At 38.3% G+C, this 20573-nt stretch carries 19 protein-coding genes and 1 pseudogene; 11 read left to right on the top strand and 9 right to left on the bottom strand.

Features of this window, described 5'->3' with window-relative positions; genetic code table 11:
• The first annotated feature begins 30 nt into the window (after nucleotides 1-30).
• Complete coding sequence (locus tag HRK21_RS08695) at nucleotides 31-1071, top strand: lactonase family protein (protein ID WP_069888152.1); 1041 nt, start codon at nucleotides 31-33, stop codon at nucleotides 1069-1071.
• Between the two features lie 42 nt (nucleotides 1072-1113).
• Here HRK21_RS08695 and HRK21_RS08690 read toward each other — a convergent pair whose 3' ends face one another.
• The 4 genes from HRK21_RS08690 to HRK21_RS08675 form a co-directional block, all read right to left on the bottom strand.
• Complete coding sequence (locus tag HRK21_RS08690; protein ID WP_070006346.1) at nucleotides 1114-1809, bottom strand: histidine phosphatase family protein; 696 nt, start codon at nucleotides 1807-1809, stop codon at nucleotides 1114-1116.
• On the bottom strand, nucleotides 1810-2517 hold the full coding sequence (locus HRK21_RS08685; RefSeq protein WP_003738243.1) for a histidine phosphatase family protein: 708 nt from the start codon (nucleotides 2515-2517) through the stop codon (nucleotides 1810-1812). It lies immediately after the preceding gene.
• A gap of 128 nt (nucleotides 2518-2645) precedes the next feature.
• The gene (locus HRK21_RS08680) at nucleotides 2646-4124 is read right to left on the bottom strand and encodes a peptide MFS transporter (RefSeq protein WP_014589012.1); all 1479 of its coding nucleotides are present in this window, start codon (nucleotides 4122-4124) and stop codon (nucleotides 2646-2648) included.
• Between the two features lie 83 nt (nucleotides 4125-4207).
• Nucleotides 4208-5389 (bottom strand): iron-containing alcohol dehydrogenase, encoded by a 1182-nt coding sequence (locus HRK21_RS08675; protein WP_070006347.1) that lies wholly within the window; start codon nucleotides 5387-5389, stop codon nucleotides 4208-4210.
• Between the two features lie 206 nt (nucleotides 5390-5595).
• Between HRK21_RS08675 and cbpA the strand changes: the two genes are divergently transcribed.
• Nucleotides 5596-6231, top strand: coding sequence for a cyclic di-AMP binding protein CbpA (cbpA, locus tag HRK21_RS08670; protein WP_003730209.1), 636 nt, complete (start codon nucleotides 5596-5598; stop codon nucleotides 6229-6231).
• A gap of 149 nt (nucleotides 6232-6380) precedes the next feature.
• Here cbpA and HRK21_RS08665 read toward each other — a convergent pair.
• Nucleotides 6381-6826: pseudogene (locus tag HRK21_RS08665) on the bottom strand (Crp/Fnr family transcriptional regulator); the annotation flags it as partial.
• 371 nt (nucleotides 6827-7197) lie between these two features.
• Between HRK21_RS08665 and HRK21_RS08660 the strand changes: the two are divergent.
• The 7 genes from HRK21_RS08660 (at nucleotide 7198) to HRK21_RS08630 (ending at nucleotide 13042) form a co-directional block, all read left to right on the top strand.
• Nucleotides 7198-8145: a sugar-binding transcriptional regulator gene (locus HRK21_RS08660; RefSeq protein ID WP_003738238.1), complete on the top strand. Its 948-nt coding sequence runs from the start codon at nucleotides 7198-7200 to the stop codon at nucleotides 8143-8145.
• A gap of 258 nt (nucleotides 8146-8403) precedes the next feature.
• The gene (locus tag HRK21_RS08655) at nucleotides 8404-9654 is read left to right on the top strand and encodes an NAD(P)H-dependent oxidoreductase (RefSeq protein ID WP_069888150.1); all 1251 of its coding nucleotides are present in this window, start codon (nucleotides 8404-8406) and stop codon (nucleotides 9652-9654) included.
• A gap of 54 nt (nucleotides 9655-9708) precedes the next feature.
• On the top strand, nucleotides 9709-10089 hold the full coding sequence (locus HRK21_RS08650) for a transcriptional regulator GutM (protein WP_069888149.1): 381 nt from the start codon (nucleotides 9709-9711) through the stop codon (nucleotides 10087-10089).
• Nucleotides 10090-10113: 24 nt separating this feature from the next.
• The gene (gene srlA, locus HRK21_RS08645; protein WP_003735723.1) at nucleotides 10114-10635 is read left to right on the top strand and encodes a PTS glucitol/sorbitol transporter subunit IIC; all 522 of its coding nucleotides are present in this window, start codon (nucleotides 10114-10116) and stop codon (nucleotides 10633-10635) included.
• 20 nt (nucleotides 10636-10655) lie between these two features.
• Complete coding sequence (gene srlE / locus HRK21_RS08640; protein ID WP_003738234.1) at nucleotides 10656-11642, top strand: PTS glucitol/sorbitol transporter subunit IIB; 987 nt, start codon at nucleotides 10656-10658, stop codon at nucleotides 11640-11642.
• 19 nt (nucleotides 11643-11661) lie between these two features.
• Complete coding sequence (locus tag HRK21_RS08635) at nucleotides 11662-12012, top strand: PTS glucitol/sorbitol transporter subunit IIA (protein ID WP_069888147.1); 351 nt, start codon at nucleotides 11662-11664, stop codon at nucleotides 12010-12012.
• Nucleotides 12013-12121: 109 nt separating this feature from the next.
• The gene (locus tag HRK21_RS08630) at nucleotides 12122-13042 is read left to right on the top strand and encodes an ABC transporter substrate-binding protein (protein WP_070006348.1); all 921 of its coding nucleotides are present in this window, start codon (nucleotides 12122-12124) and stop codon (nucleotides 13040-13042) included.
• Between the two features lie 38 nt (nucleotides 13043-13080).
• Here the strand turns inward: HRK21_RS08630 and HRK21_RS08625 are convergent, their stop codons facing one another.
• Nucleotides 13081-14274, bottom strand: a complete 1194-nt coding sequence (locus HRK21_RS08625) for a serine hydrolase domain-containing protein (protein ID WP_070006349.1) — start codon at nucleotides 14272-14274, stop codon at nucleotides 13081-13083.
• A 237-nt stretch (nucleotides 14275-14511) separates the two neighbouring features.
• On the opposite strand from HRK21_RS08625, the gene HRK21_RS08620 reads away from it, so the two are divergent.
• Nucleotides 14512-15528 carry a tagatose-bisphosphate aldolase gene (locus tag HRK21_RS08620; RefSeq protein ID WP_003738230.1) on the top strand — a complete coding sequence of 339 codons (1017 nt, stop codon included), beginning with the start codon at nucleotides 14512-14514 and terminating at the stop codon, nucleotides 15526-15528.
• Between the two features lie 44 nt (nucleotides 15529-15572).
• Here HRK21_RS08620 and HRK21_RS08615 read toward each other — a convergent pair whose 3' ends face one another.
• From HRK21_RS08615 to HRK21_RS08605, 3 genes are all read right to left on the bottom strand, one after another.
• A complete protein-coding gene (locus HRK21_RS08615; protein WP_070006350.1) occupies nucleotides 15573-16748 on the bottom strand; it encodes a M20 family metallopeptidase in 1176 nt (391 codons plus the stop codon).
• Nucleotides 16714-17985, bottom strand: a complete 1272-nt coding sequence (locus tag HRK21_RS08610) for a Zn-dependent hydrolase (protein WP_070006351.1) — start codon at nucleotides 17983-17985, stop codon at nucleotides 16714-16716. The genes HRK21_RS08615 and HRK21_RS08610 overlap by 35 nt, the downstream gene beginning before the upstream one ends.
• Before the next feature lie 103 nt (nucleotides 17986-18088).
• Nucleotides 18089-19411 (bottom strand): 6-phospho-beta-glucosidase, encoded by a 1323-nt coding sequence (locus tag HRK21_RS08605; protein WP_003738227.1) that lies wholly within the window; start codon nucleotides 19409-19411, stop codon nucleotides 18089-18091.
• Nucleotides 19412-19582: 171 nt separating this feature from the next.
• Here HRK21_RS08605 and HRK21_RS08600 point away from each other — a divergent pair, with 171 nt between their 5' ends.
• Entirely contained in the window at nucleotides 19583-20551 is a 969-nt protein-coding gene (locus tag HRK21_RS08600) for a LacI family DNA-binding transcriptional regulator (protein ID WP_070006352.1), read from the top strand.
• Nucleotides 20552-20573 lie beyond the last annotated feature (22 nt).

Genomic DNA, 20573 nt, shown 5'->3' with positions numbered 1-20573 from the left:
GGAAATATCTTATATATAGGAGGAATTGGCATGTCAAAAAATCAAGCAACTGCTTATATCGGTACATATACCAAAGCCGAAAGCCAAGGTATCTATCGCTTAGTAATCGACAAAACTACCGGCGAAATCAAAGAAAATAAATTAGCTGGAAAAATGGACAATCCAACATATCTTAAAATTTCGGATGACGAAAAATTCGTTTATTCTGTAGCAAAAGATGGCGATAAAGGGGGGGTTGCAGCTTTTTCGGTGAAAGAAGACGGTTCGCTTACTTTCATTAATCAAGATGTTCAAACAGGTAACCCACCTTGTTACGTAGATGCATCTCATGACGGTTCTATCGTTGTATCTGCTAACTATCACTTAGGAACAATCGTAAGCTATCCAACAGAAAACGGTGCATTAAAGGCTTCTGTTTCCACTATTCAACATACTGGTAAAAGTGTTCACGAACGCCAAGAAAAACCACACGCGCACTTTGCAGGATTCACACCAGATCAAAAATATGTTATCACGTGTGACCTTGGAACAGACAAAGTAACGACTTATTCCGCTACTGCTGGCAAACTTGAAAAAGTAACTGAGTTAGACGTAAAACCTGGAAGCGGTCCTCGTAACCTAGTCTTCCATCCGAATGCTAAATATGTATACATCATGACAGAATTAACTTCTGAAGTTATTTTTGCTGAATATGATGAAGCTACTGGCGCGTTAAATGTGATTCAAACAATTGCTTCCCTTCCAGAAGGTTTTGACAAAGAAAATAAAGGTAGCGCAATCCATATTTCTCCAGATGGTCGTTTCCTCTATGTTTCAAATCGTGGTCAAGATGCAATCGTTAGTTATGCAGTTGCTGAAAATGGCACACTAACACTCGCAGCAACAACACCTGTGGAAGGCGTCGGTCCACGTGACTTCGACCTTAATTACACTGGTGAAATCTTAGTTGCAACAAATGAAAACAGCAATAACGTTACCGTATTTGGTGTTAACAAAGAAACTGGCGCACTTACATTACTTCAAAAAGACGTAAAAGTTCCTGAACCAGTTTGTATTAAATTCGTAAAATAACTTAAAAAATCCAGAATGGCCTTTATGCCATTCTGGATTTTTTTAAACTAAAACTAACTTTCCGGCTTCAATATAACTTAAATCATTCACTGTCTCAATTGTCCATTCACCATTTTCAAATCCAAGTCTTGTAACACTTGCATTAGCTAAGTCTGGATTAATTAATGACTTATCAAAGAAAGATATAATCGTATTGATAGCCATTCCGTGGGAAACCACTAAAACGTTGGCATTTTCCGCCTGATTTTCTGTACTAACTATGTCTAAAGCATTTTTTAATCTAGCTACCATTGCATCCCAATTTTCGGACATACCAGTTTCATCAATTTTCGCTACTGTTTCTGAGACAATTTGATAACCATCATCGCCAAATTCTTCAAAAGCTTCTTCCATCGACTGGAAACCAAGATGCTCCATCACTTTTCCAAACATAATATCTTCATACTCACCTTCAAATTTACCGAAACCAAACTCACGGAAATCACGTAGTTCATTTATTTCCAAATGCACCTGCTTGCTTTCACATAAAATGATACCCGCCGTCTCAATTGTTCGACCACGATCACTCGTATAAACAGCATCAAATGGGGTTTCACGAAGACCACGACCTAAAAACTCTGCCACTTCGATTCCCTCATTTGTTAATGGTGTATCTGACCAGCCTTGCACGCGACGCGATGTATTGAACATCGTTTTGCCGTGTCTAACTAAATACACATTTAGTTTTCCTGTTGCCACTTAAACTCCTCCTTGCGCTTTTTTTCCAGCTTCTACATAAAACATATTCCCAGGTTCCTCAATCGAATAAGTTCCGTTTTCAAAAATAACTTTTGTCACGCTGGCATTTTCAATAATTCGTAAATTTTTACTAGGATCAATCATTTCAATAATGCGATGAATAACCATACCGTGCGCTACTACTAAGACATCTCCACCGCCACGCTTCTTGGCATCGGAAAGAATGGTATTAAGTCCCGCACTTAGTCTTTCTTCAAAAATAGCCGAGTTTTCCGTCATGCCAGTCTCGTCCATTTTGTGCACCGTATCAATGACAATATTGGAATTATTTTCAGAAGTTTTATCATAATAGCTTTCAATAGATTCAAAACCGTGCGCCTTTGCAACCATTTTTAAAACAGCATGGTTATATTCTCCTTCAAATTTGCCGAAACCAAATTCACGCATTTCAGCTAATTTTTCCAGTTTCAGATGATGGTTGTCGCTTTCTTTCATGACAATTCTTGCGGTTTCGATGGCACGACCTCGGTCACTTGCGTAAGCGGCTACAAAATTAGTCCCCTTTAAACCACGACCTAAATCATGCGCAACAAGTGCTCCTTCTTCAGTGAGCGGCGAGTCAGCCCAGCCCTGCACCCGATCAAGTGTGTTTAAAATCGTCTTTCCATGTCGCGTTAAATAAATAACTACCCTGCTTGATGATTCCATGTATACACTCCTTTAAATTATCACTTCTCCCTTTAATAGTAGCAATCTTAAGAGTTAATGGCAAACTAATTAATTACTAGCACAAAAAAACACTTCCTCCAAATAAGGAGAAAGTGCGCTTAATTCCTTTAATGAACGCCTTTCATATATTTTTTCAAGAATGGCGCAAAAATGAATAATGCTACCGCAAAAGCAATTGCTACAAAACCAGTAATCCCGAAATAAGCAATTTCTGTGTCAGGATTAAATAATTGCGTTAATTGCGCGTTAAATGATTGTCCCATTGCATCTGACAAGAACCATAAGCTCATCGTTTGTGAAGCAAAGGCTTTTGGCGCTAGTTTTGTCGTTGCAGATAATCCGACTGGTGAGATAAACATTTCACCGAAAATACAGATGAAGAAACTTAGAACCAACCAAAGCGGACTTACAAGCGTTGTTGTGTTTCCATGCAAAATACCAGGTAGCATCATAACAACGAAAGATAAACCAGCGAAGAATAGTCCAAGCGCAAATTTACGTGGTGTAGATGGTTGTCTATCACCAAGCTTTGTCCAAATCCAGGCAAAGATTGGTGAAAGCGTTATTACAAACACTGGATTTAGCGACTGGAAATTAGCTGGATTTAAGTTTAGACCCCAAATAGATAAATCCGTTCTTTCTGCCGCGAAAAGCGCCAATGTGGACGAGCCTTGTTCTTCAATCATCCAAAATAATACTGCGATTAAGAATAACGGTATGTAGGCAGTTAAACGTGATTTTTCGTCCGGCTCGGTTTTCTTGCTAGTCATCATCATAATAAAGTAAGCGAGTGGAACACCAACGCCCATCACCGTTACAGCAAGAATAATTGTATCAATTGTTAAGCTACCTGTAATTAAGCTTAAAACAGCAATTAATAATCCTATACCTAAAACAATGCCGATTATTTTGAATGTAAGACTTTTTGCTTCTGATCTTTGAAGCGGATTTGGCGCTTTTTTACCAGCATCTTTTAAGTAACGTTTTCCTGTAAGAACATACACAACAAGTGCAATTGCCATACCAACAGCTGCCACACCGAAACCAGCATGGTAACTTCCAGCGTTATCAGAAACAGCTGAAACAATTGGTGGCGCAATAAATGCACCTAAGTTGATACCCATGTAGAAAATACTAAAACCAGCATCACGACGATTATCGCCCGCTGGATATAAATCCCCAACAACGTTAGAAACATTCGGTTTAAGCAGTCCAGTTCCAAGAATAATAAACGCCATGGAACCAAATAATGCCGCTGCTCCTCCACTAGGAATTGCAAGGACAATATGACCCACCATAATCAGTACGCCACCGTAAAAAATCGTCTGCCGCGCCCCTAAGACACGGTCAGCAAACCATCCACCAATGACCCCTGACATAAATACTAGTGAACCATAAATAGACATAATCGCCGTTGCAGTAGACTGGCTAAATCCAAGTCCACCGTCTGCTACTGCAGTATACATATAATAAAGTAATAGTGCGCGCATTCCGTAATAGGAGAATCGCTCCCAGAATTCGGTATTAAATAATGTTGCTAAGCCGCGCGGATGCCCGAAAAACGTTTTTTCCTTTTTGGTACTCAAGAAATTTCGCCTTCTTTCTTTTGTTTTTTATTCAAGTTAGCAAATTTCTTCTCTAATGATTTGCGCAAAAATTTTATGATTGATTATAAAGCATTTGTATAAATTTGACGAGAAATTTCTAGCGTTTGGTCGCCTCGTTCTGAAATATTCGTTAAACCATGGCGTTCTAATTGGTCAACTAGTAAATCGACCACTTCTTCACCAAGCCCATAATCACTAAATCTAGTCCCTGCCCCTAAGCTTTCAAAGAACTCACGTGTTTTAAGGATCGCTGCATCTATTTTTTCTTCATCACTACCACTCAAAATCCCCCATACTCGTTCTGCGTATTGCACTAATTTATCTTTTTTTTCATTACGACGAACATTTAAAAGCGAGGGAAGAACAATCGCTAATGTGCGCGCATGGTCAATTCCGTATAGTGCTGTGATTTCGTGACCTAAACTATGGCTTGCCCAGTCTTGCGGAACACCTCTTGACAACGTTCCATTAAGCGCATTTGTAGCTGACCACATAAAAGTCGCGCGTGTATTGTAATCATGATTATCTTCTTTAATAACATCTGGACCAATTTCGATTAAAGTTTGTAGCAGACTTTCGGCATAACGATCTTGTAATAAAGCACCTACTGGATAAGTCATATATTGTTCCATTACATGCACATACGCATCCATAATGCCATTCGCTAGCTGCCGTTTTGGAAGCGTGTATGTGAGTTCTGGGTCAAGTAAAGAGAAGATTGGATAAGTATAAGCACTACCAAAGCTGAGTTTCGCTTTCTTCTCCACAAAAGTAATGACACCCCCACTATTCATTTCAGAACCAGTTGCTGGCAAAGTTAATACTGTTCCAAAAGGAAGAGCTTTCGTAATCGGACGTTTTTCGCCAATCCCGCTACCAAAAATATGGATTGGATCATCGTCAAATAATGCTCCAGCGGCTACAAATTTCGTACCATCAATAACAGAGCCACCACCAACAGCAAGTAAAAAGTCATAGTTTTCTTCTTTTACTAATTGAATAGCTTTTATTAATGTTTCGTATGTAGGATTCGCTTCGATGCCGCCAAACTCACCAACATCTCTAGTTTTAAGAGCTGCTTTTACTTTATCAAGTGTCCCAAATCTCTTAACACTACCGCCACCGTATAAAATCAACACTTTTTTATCTTCGGGGATCACTTCATTTAGTTCTTCTAGACGATTTTTACCAAAAATAATATGAGTAGGATTATAATAATCAAAATTCAAGATTTCTTTTTGCATTTCAAGTCCTTCTTTCTGTTTACAATTTTACATAGCATATTTAATAATACACTTTTTTAAGAAAAATTAAACCTTAAACCATAATTCGTCCTATATATCTGAAAAAATTACATCTTCGTTAGATTCTAAATGCATTCATAGTGATTTTCTATACAAAAGCGCTACTTTACGATAAAATGAAGAGGAAGAAGAATGGAGTGAAGAACATGTTGATAAAAAACCTTTGTATCCCTAAAATAAATTTAACAACCGTCCCTGGAGATGCAACTTTACAAGAGGCTATCCATCTACTAGAAGAATCTGGTTATCGCTGTGTTCCTGTATTAGACGAAAAAGGGGAAAAATTCTTAGGCAACATCTATAAAATGCATATCTACAAACATGCTGCTAATGGCGGAAGTCTTAGTGATCCAGTAATGAGTTTAATTAAAAATGCAACGAAGCACATTTGTGTTAATGCCTCTTTCTTTGAAGTGTTCTTTACAATTAAAGAGCTTCCATATATTGCTGTTTTGAATGAACAAGGTAACTTTTATGGTATTTTAACGCATGGGAAATTACTTGGTTTGCTTCAAGATGGTTGGAATGTAAAGACAACTAGCTACGTACTTACGATTGCAACAGGTGAAGTTCAAGGTGCATTAACTAAAATCACTAAAATTATCGATCGTTATTCGAGTATCGCAAGTTTGATTACGTTAGATAATCAAACAGAAGATTTCATTCGTCGTGTACTTGTTTCCTTACCAGTTGGCGTAACGGAAGAGAAGAAAAACGAAATTGTTTCTCACTTAGAACGTAAAGGACTTCGTGTCGTAGAAACTGAAAAAATCGAAAAATAATAGAACCAGCTTGAAAACGAGGTAACTTCTCATTTTCAAGCTGTTTTTTGTTGCGCTTATTCTTCGTCTTGTTGTTTTTTCTTTGCTGTCCGTTTTCCGACGGAGTAAGTTGCGATAATGAGCAGAATGAAAAGTAGTAAGCTGTCCGTAATATACATCCACGGGTACTCTTTCTCTAGTCCTAATGCTTTTTCATTAAGTAAAGCCCTACAGTATAAATGACGTCCAATCTTTTTTAAAAAGAAATATTGAAAGCCAAAGTTTTCTAGAAATAAGGATAAAGCATATTCAATGTCTTCTTTTTTATACTCATACACGACACAATCATCTGAAAGTGCAATATTTGTTACAATTGGGGGGAATTCTTCTAGTATAGAATAACGTCAAAATGTACCTGGTTCAAAAACAGATAAAAGTTTTTCAGGTGACTCACATATGTAACTACTTATGTATCCATTTAGTAATAAAATGACACTATTGGGTTCCGTAGAATTAGTCAAAATATTTTCAGCGCATTTTAGTTTGCTTTTTTGTGTTTTATACCGTAATTTTTCATCATGCTAACAAATTCTTTGTAAGTAAATAAATGTTCCACTAAAAACCCACTCCTATTCTAACATGAATGAGTAAGTAGTATATTGCTAGGGTTGCTAAGGACTAAACTAATACTGCCACGCTTGAATTAGAAAATTTTCTCTATGGAGAAGGAATTACAAACTCTTTGTTAATTTATTTTTAAGAATGCTTGCAAAATTACTCGTAAATCACGAAAAAAATTGTTTTTTATTTTGACACAAATTAGTAAAAATCACTTGAAATTAGACTAAAAAGTAATTTCTCTTTATAAAAGCGCCATATTTATCTGCATCCTTTTCAGAAGGTCGAATCTGTGATACTATTAGCATAAAACATTTGTGACAATGTATAACTTTTGTTCCATTATTATGTAAAATGGAGGTAAATAGAATGAAATGGGAAGAAAAAAGAGATATGGTAAAAATCGCTACGTGGTACTATCACTATGGCTGGACCCAAGCACAAATTGCCAAAAAAATCGGGATATCAAGATCGATTATTTCTAAAACCTTGCAACGCGCGAAAGACTTAGGTATTGTTGAAATCTTCATTAAAGACGAAACATACTATACGGTAGATTTAGAACAAAAATTAGAAGAAAAGTTCGGTTTAGAGGAAGCGATTGTCGTCGCAACACACGATATGTCTGAGGAAGAAGCACTGAATTTCCTTGCCAAAGAAGCGGCTTATACCCTAAGTAAAAGAATTGCTAAGGTAAACACTCTAGGTATTTCATGGGGGAAAACCATCCGCAAATTCGCTAATGAATTCCCTTTTATCCCGCACAAAGATTTAACAATTATTCCACTTATCGGCGGAATGGGCTCGAGTGATATTGATCTGCACTCCAATCAAATTTGTTATGATTTAAAGAAAAAAATGAAATGTCATTCCAAATATTTGTATGCTCCTGCGCTCGTTGAAGATACAGAGATGAAAACTGATTTATCCAAAAACAAGTATATTAGTGAAGTATTAGAAGAAGGAAAAACCGTTGATATGGCTATTGTCGGCGTTTCAAGTCCTTATAATCACAGCACAATGGAAGAAATCGGCTATATTAATTCAGAAGATATTGAAGAACTACGCTATAGAGATGTTGTAGGTGATATTAATTCACGCTTCTTCACAGCAGATGGTAAAGAAGCAAACACAGAAATTAATACCCATGTCATCGGCCTTAGTTTAGAGGAACTAAAAAATATCCCAACTGTCGTCGCGCTCGCAAACGGACTACAAAAAAAAGAAGCGTTAGTTGCTGCTCTTGACGCTGGATTGATAGATGTGATTGTGATTACTGATAGAATGGCTGAATACATTCTTCAAAAAAATAATTAGTCATTATTCTTAATCATAAAATTTATAATCTCCAAAAGCTCTCTCCCACAATGGAATGAGCTTTTTTTATTTCTCTAAAAAATAAAAACATATAATATTCCATTGACGAAAAAATGTTAAAGTGTTATATTTAATTTGTGAAATACGACATTTGTCACCATAAGTGACAAATGTTACAAAATTCGTTTATTAGGATAAAATAGCTTTATCCGGAGTTTTATTTTAATAAATGAAAACGATTACTAGGAGGAACTTGAAATGACTTTATATAGACAGTTACTTGCTCGTGAGAACGAAAATAATCCGATTCGCGTTGGTGTTATCGGCGCTGGTCAAATGGGATTCGGCATGATTTCGCAAATCGCCGCAATTCCAGGCATGAGTGTCGTTGGTATTAGCGATATTCACATAGAAGCAGCACAAAAAGCAGCAGATGCTTACAATGCCACAGCTACCAAAAAAGAAAAAATTCTATTATCTAATGACTTTAAAGAAATTATCCATTCTGATCTTGTAGAAGTGATCGTCGATGCCACTGGTGTTCCAGAAGTCGGCGCAAAAATTTCCCTAGAAACTTTACTTGCTAAAAAACAACTCGTTTTACTTAATGTAGAAATTGATATTACTATCGGTCCGTTAATGAAAAAATTATATGACAGCGCTGGCCTCGTATATACTGGCTCCGACGGCGACGAACCTGCTGCAATAACTGAACTTTACGAATTTTCCAAATCAATGGGTATGGAAGTCCTTGTCGCTGGTAAAGGAAAAAATAATAAACTTAAAATTAGCGCTAACCCTGATAGTTGCCAAGTGGAAGCCGACGGGAAAAACATGGCGTCTCACATGCTAGCTGCTTTCCAAGATGGAACAAAAACAATGGCAGAAATGAACTTACTTTCTAATGCTATTGGTTATGTACCAGATGTTGTTGGAATGCATGGTATTTCTGGTGATGTTGATTCTGTCATCAAAGACCTCGACCTAAAAGACCAAGGTGGTATTTTAAACAAATTTGGCGTTGTAGAGTATGTAGATGGCTTAGCACCTGGCGTATTCGTTATCGTCAAAGGACAAAATGAAGGCGTTAGTCACGAACTTAGCTACCTCATGAAAAAAGGCGACCGCGATCATCACATTCTTTATCGCCCTTATCACCTCGCAAGCCTTGAAACACCTCTAACCATTGCAAAAGCTGTGTTGAACCACGATCATGCTATCGTACCAATGGGGGCACCAGTTTCCGAAACAGTTGCCGTTGCTAAGAAAGATATTTCAGCCGGTGAAAAATTAGATGGTATTGGTGGTTTCTGTGTACGCGGTGTACTGGAAACTCACGTTGATATGGCAACGAATGGTCACATTCCAATCGGCTTGATTAGCGGTGAGGTACTAGCCCGCAGAAATATCAAAGCTGGAACATTTATTACAGACGAAGACGTTTCATTAGATGAATCCACTACTGTTTGGAAACTTAGAAAACTGCAAGATGAAACATTCAGCAAATAATTTCAACTTGGTGGGAAGACAAGCCTCTTCCCACCCTCTAAGGAGGAAAAGTAAATGAATATTGTCCTTATTGCTTCCCTCATTTTCATCGCTCAGACAGGTCTTGCTTTTTTCCAAGTGAGGTATTATCAGCATCATATGAACAAAGTTGCGGATAAATATGCTGGGAAAACTGGTTATTATCTTTATTCCGAAATGGAACGACTCAAATTTCGCACAAGTGCTGTAGCCATTCTGGTAGTGAATGAAAACCGGATTGTACATGAATGCCAAATTTTAACCGGAAAGACTGTTTTTGCAAAGTTCAAGACTTTCACCAACTATCATCATAAAGATTTATCCGAAATATTGACGGAACTTAGTAGTAAAAATAAGAATACAATCCAAGAAAAAGCAATTATTAAAACAGTCAACAGTTGTATGAAAGCGCTTTAAATAATTAAAAAGGAGTGTTTCCTAGTGAATTATATTGAATGGTTTGGAACAAACTTTATCGGCTTATTTGAGGCTGGTGGAAAACAGTTTGTAAGTTTTATGACGGGAATTGTCCCTCTTTTAATTGTCCTTTTAACTTTTACTTACTCGATTATTGCTTTTATCGGGGAAGAACGTGTCAACAGAGCAATCCAATTTTCTGCAAAAAACATGATTTTGCGTTATACATTAATGCCCGTTTTATCCGTCCTGATGTTAACAAATCCTATGGCTTACACATTCGGTCGATTTGTTAAAGAACATCAGAAACCAGCTTTTTATGACTCTGTCGTATCGTTTTTGCACCCTGTTACCGGACTATTTCCGTATGCAAATGCTGGTGAACTATTTGTTTATTTAGGGATTGCTAATGGTGTGGTCGAAGCTGGGTATAGCATGTCTAGCCTTGCTGTTCGCTACTTCCTAGCAGGTCTCGTGGTTATTTTAATGCGTGGTGTCATTACAGAAACAATTACGAAATTCTTAATGCGAAAAGAAAAAGTCTGAAATAGAAGGAGGCAAATAAAATGTATCAATCAATTCATGTGAATAAAGGTCAAGGTGGTTGGGGTGTCGGACTAGATATTACTCCGAGCGAACCGAGAACAAAAGTTGTTTCTATTACTGGTGGCGGTATCCATCCCGTAGCACTAAAAATTGCTGAATTATCCGGTGCCGAAGCCGTTGATGGTTTCAAAAATTCCATTCCTGAAGAAGAAATGATGTGTGTTGTTATAGATTGTGGCGGAACTGCTCGAATTGGGGTTTATCCGATGAAACGTATTCCAACAGTTGATGTTCTTCCTTCGTCTCCATCAGGGCCACTCGCAAAACATATTACAGAAGATATTTTTGTTTCTGGGGTCAAACCTGAAGATATTGAAGTTCAAGATCAAAGTGCTGATTCTGAAAAACCTTTTGATAGAGAAAAGTTTAAAGAAGACTATGCCAAAATTAAAGAAGACCAAAAAGAAGCAAGCGAATTAAAAGAAGGCTTTCTCGTAAAATTTTCACGCGGTATCGGGAAGGCAATGGGCGTTTTCTATCAAGCCGGGCGTGATTCCGTTGATATGCTCATTAAAAACATTATTCCTTTTATGGCTTTTATTAGCATGATTATCGGTATTATTAATTACACTGGGATTGGAAAATTAATTGCGAATACACTCTCTCCACTTGCTGGGTCACTTTGGGGGATGTTACTAATTGCGTTTATTTGTAGTTTGCCTTTTCTTTCACCGATTCTTGGACCTGGGGCGGTTATCGCTCAAGTAATTGGTGTTTTAATCGGATCGCAAATTGCGATTGGTGCGATTCCAGTTACTTACGCCCTACCAGCGTTATTTGCGATTAATGCTCAAGCTGGTTGCGACTTTATTCCGGTAGGACTTTCTCTTGCAGAAGCTAAGCCAAAAACGGTTCAGTTCGGTGTTCCAGCTATACTTTATAGCCGGATGATTACTGGTGTCCTTGCCGTTGTTATCGCTTGGGTATTCAGTATTGGTATGTATTAATTTTTAGGAGGAATTTGTTATGACTATAAGTAAAATTATGGAAATCGGACCACTTGTCCCTGCTTTTGAAGAAGAAAAAATCGTTATCTTATTTGGACCAACTGCTACCAATGAGTTACGCGAAATATCCGTTATTCACGAATTCCAAGATGTACCAAACAATGCCTTAAACAAAGGAAATACCTTACTAATCGGCGAACAAGAATATACAATAGAAGAAGTCGGCTCAGATGCAAACAAAAATCTCGAAGAACTCGGTCATATTTCTGTTTATTTTCGCTCAGGACAAAATGAAGTTTTACCAGGAGCTGTTGTTGTTTCCCCAGAAGTTTTTCCAACGATGACGGTTGGTGACAGCATTCAATTTTAAGTATAAAAATTTTTGTGCTACATTTCACCTTGTCAATCCTCCCTGTTTTCGATATAATTACTTTTGTAACGATAATGAAAATCATTTTCAATTAGGGAGGAAATACACAATGTACCAAAAGCATAAATGGGCTGCTATTTTGATGACTGTTCTTTTAGCAGTAGTATTAACCGCTTGTGGCAGTTCTTCAGATAAGGACTCAAGCAAAGAAAAGGAATCCGCAACAAAAACGGTCACTGATACAATGGACCGCAAAGTGGAAGTTCCAACAACACCGAAAAGAATTGTCGCACTTCAAAATGTAAGTGAAATGGAAATTCTTGGCGTTAAACCTGTTGGTACAACTGACTATTACATCACTACCTATCCTGAGGCAACAAAAGGGACAGAAAGTGTTGGTAATGATAAACCAAGTATTGAAAAAATCGCTAATTTAAAACCAGACTTGATTATCATTAGTGATTACCAAAAAGACCTTTTAGAGAATTTGGAAAAAGTGGCTCCAGTTTATATTTCACATTTCGGTGATACACCGGACAAACAACTTTCTAACATTGCCAATCTTTTAAATAAAAAAGCAGAAAAAGAGAAGTGGGACAAAGATTACGCAGCAAGCTCCAAAGAAGCCAAAGCAACACTAAAAGATGCTGGCGTTGCGAACGAAAAAGCGGCAGTTATTCAATTTTATGGTAAAGAAATCTATGTGCATGATGCGAAAGTCTTTGACGGCTTATATTCTGGCGCAGGCTTCACACCGACAGATGCTGCTAAAGCAAACAAAGAAACAAAAGCTATTTCCAGTGAAGCAATTCCTGAATATGCAAAAGGCGCAGATCGTCTCTTTATTTTAATGCCAACTGATGGCAATACGGATTCAGTGGATGAAATGCTAAAAGGCGTTTGGAAAGATATTCCAGCCGTGAAGAAAAACCAAGTGTATAAAGTAGATAATACGAAGTGGAGCGATTACAGTGCTGCTGCTCAACTTTATCAAATGGAAGATGCTGTAAAACAAATTACAGGTAAATAAATAAAAAGACTCGATTCTATAAACAGAATCGAGTCTTTTTATTTATTTAAGAAACCATAGATATCATTATTCACTTTACCGAATGAAGCAATATGATTCTGGACGTTGGAGAATAATATAACGTACGTTCTTCCAGTATGACTGACGCTATTAGATACGTCCCAACCGGTCAAAACTCCGTGACTATTATAGCTACCTGGATCCACATAGAATCCCATTCCATAAGTTGATTTGCTTCCTTTTGTGAACATTTTCTTCAGACTTGCTTCAGAAATCAATTTTTTATCCATTAATGCTTTATCAAACAAATACATATCCGTTGTAGGCATACTAATATCCCCTGCGCCATACAATTGTGATAAGTCTACAAGTTTCGGACTTTGGAAGATTCCATTGTCATCAATCTTATATCCAATTGATATGTTTTTGCCCCCATCCACATCTTTTTGATAGTATCCTGTATGCTTCATTCCTGCAGGATTAAAAATGTTTTCTTGAAGATACGTCGCTAATGGTTGCCCACTAACTTTTTCTACAAGATAACCCACTACAGTATAATTAGCATCCATATAATCCCATTTCCCAGGTTGTGATTTAATTCCCCGCTTCTCAATAGCTTGAATAAGTTGGTCTGGTGTCATATTACTCGTTAATTTTGGTCTTCCAACAATACCAGATGTATGATTTAAAAAGTTCTTCACTAAAATCTTATTACCATTAGGAAAACCCGGTATATATTTCGAAATTGGATCATTCGTGCTTATTTTACCTTTTTCTTCTAATTGTAAAAGTGCAGTTGCTATGATTGCTTTTTGAGAAGAACCAATATAAAACAAAGTGTCTGGTGTATTCAAAACTTTTTCATCACGATTGGCATACATGTATCCTTTTTGTATGATAGTCTCTCCATCGCGAATCACAAGTGCCGAACCGCTAAAACCAATTTTTTGTAAATAATTATCAATTTCTTGATTTTTTACGATAGTTTCTTTTGGCTTTTCTTCTACTGGCTCTGGCTCTTTCGTTTCTTCTGGCTCATTAGCTGCTGAATTTTCCGATGGCTTTGTGGCAGTTGCTGCTTTCTTCTTAGTTGGTGCGGATACTGTTTGCTCTTGTTTACTTTTAAATTCAAATATCATCCAACTAGTGGCAATAAACAGTAGAAATACAGTACTCAACACGATAATCATGTTCTTGCGTCTTCTGCGTTTACGTCTTTCGCGTCGATTCATTTCATCACTCCTGGTCTAGTCTACTCACTAAATGACTTTCCCAAAAGAGAATGTATTAATAGAAATTATCCCGAATTTCTATTAATACCTAACACTCCACATATATCGTAAATTATTATTTCAGATAAATCAATACGGAAATATACCTATGTTTTAAAAAAACTTTTCAGTGGTATAATAAGGAAGGATAAATTGATAAAAGCAACGACAAATTGCTATAAAGGAGACTAGATAAAAATGGTACAAATAACAAAAGGTAAATTTGATGGTTTACAAAGACTCTCCAACGAAAAAGGTGTCATTGCAGCGCTTGCCATTGACCAACGTGGCTCACTCAAAAAAATGATCCAACAAGCAAAAGGAACAGAAAATAAAAAGGATGTAGAAGACTTCAAACAACTTGTTTCTGAAGAATTAACTCCTTATGCTTCTGCTATTTTGCTTGATTTAGAATATGGTACTCCAGCAATCAAAGCTCGCCACGAAGGTAGCGGACTTTTAACTTCTTATGAAAAAACAGGCTATGATGCAACAACTCCTGGTAAACTTCCTGATTTAATTGAAGATTTATCGGCACTTCGTATTAAAGAAAATGGCGGAGATGCTGTTAAAATTCTCGTTTATTATGATCCAGATGAACCAGCTGAAATTAATGAAATCAAATACGCATTTTTAGAAAGAATCGGGGCTGAATGTCGCGCAGTTGATATTCCATTTTTCTTAGAGCCTATTACTTATGATGCAAAAGTTACTGATTCTGGTTCTTTAGAGTATGCGAAATTGAAACCTGCAAAAGTAAAAGCTTCTATTAAAGAATTTTCTAAACCTCGTTATGGTGTAGATGTACTTAAACTTGAAGTTCCAGTTAACTTTAAATACGTGGAAGGTTTTGCGGAAGGTGAAGTCGCTTATACACAAGACGAAGCAGCTCGTCATTTTGAAGAGTGCTCTGACTTAAGCCCACTTCCATTTATTTATCTAAGTGCTGGTGTAACTTCTGACATGTTCCACAAAACAATCCAATTTGCGAACCAACATAACGTACAATATAGTGGTGTACTTTGCGGTCGTGCAACTTGGGCTGATGGTATCGAAGTTTACGGTAAACAAGGTGATGACGCTTTACGTGAGTGGCTTCGTACTCAAGGGAAAGAAAATATTACTTCTCTTGATAAATTGCTTGATGAAGGTGCCGTTCCTTGGTGGACAAAATATGGTTCTTTCGAGGATGTACATGTTGTAGAAAAACAATAGCATACAAAAAGCGTCCAGTTAATTGAATTAACTGGACGCTTTTTTTAATTTTGATTTAAATAATTATACGCAAACTGGGCATATAGCTCGGCGCCATTTTTCATGACACTTTCGTCAATATTAAAGCGGCCATGGTGATGCGCCCATTCGGTGTCTTTTTCAGGATTGCCGCAACCAACGAGTGCAAAACTTCCGGGAGCTTCATCTTGAAAATAGCTGAAGTCTTCGCCGCCCGTGGTAGGACGTTCAAAGTAAAGCATCTCTTCGCCAAATGATTCCGTGATTGTTTCTTGGACGAGTAGAGCGCTTTTTTCGTCGTTGATTACTGGTTGTGTGCCTTGTTTGTATATCATTTCTGCCGTACCACCGTAAATAGCGGCGGTTTGTTTGGCGTAGTGTTCAATTGTTTTTGCGACTTTGGCGCGCGTAGTGTTATTGAAGCAACGAAGCGTTCCTTCCAAACGGGCATTTTCTGCGATGACATTGTAGCGTGTACCGACTTCCATTTTGCCGATAGTTACTACGACTGGATCAAGTGGGTCGGTTTCGCGGGATACGATGGATTGAAGGTTCATGACGAACGAGGAAGCAATTACAGCAGCGTCGATGGTGTCATGTGGCATTGCTCCGTGACCTCCTTGTCCTTTGAAGTCGATTTGGATAATATCTGCGGAGGCGAATGTAGAGCCGACTACACAAGATATCTTTCCACTTGGAGTTTGGGACCAGATATGGATTCCAAACACGTGATCCACGCCTTCCATCGCTCCTTGGGCTATCATAGCCTTCGCGCCCTCAGCAATTTCTTCTGACGGTTGAAAAATGAAGCGCACTGTTCCTTGTAGTTCATCTTTTACTAGAGCAAGTGCTTTCGCGGCGGTTAATAACATCGCCGTGTGCGCATCGTGACCGCAAGCATGCATTTTTCCATCTTCTGTAGATTTATATAGAAGATCTTGGTTTAGCTCTTGAACGGGTAGTGCGTCCATATCGGCGCGCAAGGCAACTGTTTTCCCTGGTTTTCCACCTTTAAGTTCTGCGATTAATCCAGTTGGTTCCGTTCGCCGATAAGGGATACCCAATTTATCTAATTCTTTGGCAACTTTGTCGGTAGTTCGAAATTCCTGCCATTGTAGTTCGGGATGCATATGCAAATCACGGCGAAAAGCAATCATTGCTTCTTCATTATTCAAAACTGCTTGTTTTATTTTCTGATTCATTCGCGCTTTCCTCCGTCCATTTTTTTACTGTTTCCAGTACGACTTCGATTCCTTTTTGGAGTTTCTCGTAATCCGTCCATTCTTCGGGCGCGTGACTTATACCGTTGTGGCTAGGGACAAAAATCAAGCCTACTTCGGTTAAACCTGCAAAGATCATCGCATCGTGCCCGGCTCCGCTAACCATTGTTCGGTATTTTAAGCCGAGTTGGTCGGCACTTTCGGTCAATGCTTGATGAATCTCTTTTGATAAATGGGTTGGCGATTCATATAGCATATCTTCTATTTCGCAAGTGATGCCATTTGTCTCTGCGGATCGGATAATTTCTTTTGTTTTTGCTAATGTATTTTGGACGTGAATTTCTTCTTTTGCACGGATATCCACGGTAAAAACGACTTTATCTGGAATAACGTTTGCGCCATTTGGATAGACATTTAGTTTGCCCACTGTTAAGACAGTTCCGCCGCCTTCTTGGCTAGCTAATTCTGGCAGTTGACCTAAAATTTCGACAGCAGTAACGAGCGCATCTTTTCGGTCAAGCATTGGCGTTGTGCCTGCATGGCCAGCTTGTCCTTTTACAGTTACTTTTATTTCTGTTAAACCGACTACTGTATCTACTAGCGCCACATCTTCATTGGCATTTTCTAAGACGGGGCCTTGCTCAATGTGTAATTCGATAAATGCTTTCACGGATTCTTTCGTACGGATAGCCGTAACTACTTGATTTGCATCAAATCCTATTTTCGCCATAGCTTCTGCGGCTGTTATGCCATCTATATCTTTCATTTCGTGGAGCAATTCTTTGGTAACTTTGCCTGTAATTGCGCGTGAGGCAAGTAGTCCAGCCCCGAAACGCGAACCTTCTTCCTCCACCATCGCGATAATTTCAAGCGGGAAATGAGGTTTCGTTTGTTGTTCATGGAAAACGCTCGCTACTTCAAGACCAGTAATGACGCCAGCAGGCCCATCAAAAGCACCACCATTGGGCACGGAGTCAAAATGAGAACCCACGATGACTGCTGGCAAATCTGGATTGTCACCTTCTAACCGTCCGTAAATATTTCCAATTGCATCTTCTGAAACTGTAAGACCTACTTTGGTCATTTCTTGTTTTAAATAATTGCGCGCCCCGAGGTCTTCTTTGCTATATGTAAGGCGAGTTGTCCCCTGACCTGGAGTTGCTGTATATCTATCTAAATTTTCTATGTGTTTTTTTATTCTCTCAAGATTTGTTTGCATTTAGCACACCTCCTTTTTTCTATTTTACAGGAAAGTGAAAAAAATGCGCGCTAAAACAACTCATAAAAAAAGTGATCCCTGTTTTCAAGGGATCACTTAGTTATTATTTAGCGAATTGCGGTAAGAACTCTTTGTGTGCCTCTAGCATTTCATCTAGGATTGTTTTTGCTAAGTCGCCACTTGGAACGAGCGGGTTGGAAGTGAATGCTTGCAGTGCAGTTGCGTAATCGCCTGTTACTGCTGCTTCGATTGTTAATTCTTCCATGGATTTCATTACTTGTAGCAAGCCGCGTTGTGCTGGCGGGAATTTGCCGAAATTGATTGGTTCTGCACCATGCGCACGGATAACGCTTGTGATTTCTACAGCACTATCATAAGGAACGTCATCAATTGCGCCATTATTACGTGTAGATACTACCATTACTGTACCTTTGTTGTTGTAAATGGAATTAATGATTTCACATGCTGCGTCACTATAATGCGCACCGCCACGTTTGGATAATTCTTCTGGTTTGTAATCAAGATTTGGATCTTTATATAATTCGAACAAGCTGTCTTCTAGTTTTTTCACGACTTCTCCACGAGTACCTTCATTTTTGAAAGAAGCAAGCTCTTCTTCAAGCATTGCATCTGTCATATAGTAGTAACGGTGATATGGACAAGGAAGCATTTTTAGGTGTTTTACTTGCTCATATAAGAAGCGCATGTTTTTAATGTTTTCAACGACTTTTCCAGGGTTAGCGTCTGGTGCATAAAGACCGTCAATAACTTTTTCTGTTAATTCAGTGCCATCTTTATCGAATACGCGGTGCCAGTGCAAGTGATTAATTCCTGCAAATTTGAAGAATAAATCTTCTTCTGGTTTGTCGAGAACATCGGATGCGCTTTTTACAGCTCCGATTGGCACGTTACAAAGACCGATGACTTTATCCCAGTTACCATATCTGAGAACCGCTTCTGTTACCATACCTGCTGGGTTTGTGAAGTTGATTAACCAAGCATCTGGGCAAAGTTCACGCATATCTTCGACGATGCCAAGAATGACAGGAATCGTACGGAAAGCTTTAAACATTCCGCCTGCTCCATTTGTTTCTTGACCGATGATACCGTGGCTAAGAGGAATTCTTTCATCTTTAATACGAGCGTCTAATAAACCTACGCGGAATTGTGTTGTAACAAAATCTGCATCTTTTAAAGCTTCACGACGGTCAAGTGTTAAATGTACTTCGCAGTCAATGTTTGCTGCTTTGACCATACGTTTTGCCATGTTACCAACGATTTCTAATTTTTCACGACCAGCTTCAATATCGACTAGCCAAAGTTCTCTGATTGGAAGTTCATGATAGCGTTTAATAAATCCTTCAACAAGTTCTGGTGTGTAGCTGGAACCTCCACCAATTGTAACGATTTTTACACCTTTTTTCATAATATACTTACCTCCTAGAATTTTAAAGCGTTTTCTTTTCTTCTCATTCATCATAATTCATGTAATGCATTACAGGTCAAGCACTTATTTTAAATTTATCCAAACTGGCTATTTGGCGGGCTTTTTTGGTATACTAATTACAGAGCTACGAGAAATCGAGGTGTTTTGCAATTGGCAAATATACAAGAAATCGCGAAACTAGCGGGTGTCTCATCAGCAACAGTTTCCCGAGTAATTAATAATCGCGACTATGTGAGTGAAGAAACGAGAAAACGGGTTCAGACAATCATTGATCAGTTAGATTATGTTCCGAATATAAACGCCGTATCTCTGAAAAAAGGTGCAACGAAACTAATCGGCATGGTTATTCCTAGCTTTACAGATTCTCTGAATGTATTTTTAAAAAGTTTTACAATGATGGCGCAAGAGCACGGCTATAACGTCACATTGTTTATGACGCGGATTGATCCAGATAAAGAACTAGAGGCCTTAGAGATGCTGCGTCAAAAACAAATCGATGCGCTCGTCTTGGTCATTCGATCAAATGATTGGAAAACGATTGAACATTACACCAAATACGGTCCAATTGTCACTTGGCAACGTGTCGAAAGCGAAAAAATTCCTTCTGTATTTATGAATCAATATGACGGGTACACACTTGCGCTCGAACATTTATATGCAAAAGGTTACCGGAAATTTGTGAATGTGTACGGGAATACGACTGGACTCAATACACAAAGCCGCATGCTTGCATTTAAAGATTTTTGTGCGCGTTATGAGCTTGATACGCATGAATTCAGACAGTTTTACGGGCAAGGTTCTCGGCAAGACGGAGAAAAAATTGCCCATTGGTGGGCAGAAGCGGAGCATAAACCAGAGGCATTTTTAACGCCAAATGATTATTTTGCGGCTGGGCTTTTAACAGAAGCGAGACGACTTGGTTACAGCGTGCCAGAAGACTTGGCGATTTGTGGTTTTGATAATATGGAAATCGCGCATTTGCTTGATATCACAACGATTCACTATCCGGTAAATTTGCAGGCTGAAAATGCTTTTACGCTCATTATGAATCAATTATTTGGTAGCAATTTGCCACTACTCGATTTAGATTTCCATTTAGTAGAACGAAAAACGACATAATAAAAGGTTTCCTCGCAAATTT

Source organism: Listeria monocytogenes, assembly GCF_013282665.1.
Classification (GTDB): domain Bacteria; phylum Bacillota; class Bacilli; order Lactobacillales; family Listeriaceae; genus Listeria; species Listeria monocytogenes_C.
The sequence above is the reverse complement of the archived record's forward strand: the minus strand, read 5'-3'. Positions and strand labels throughout refer to the sequence as shown.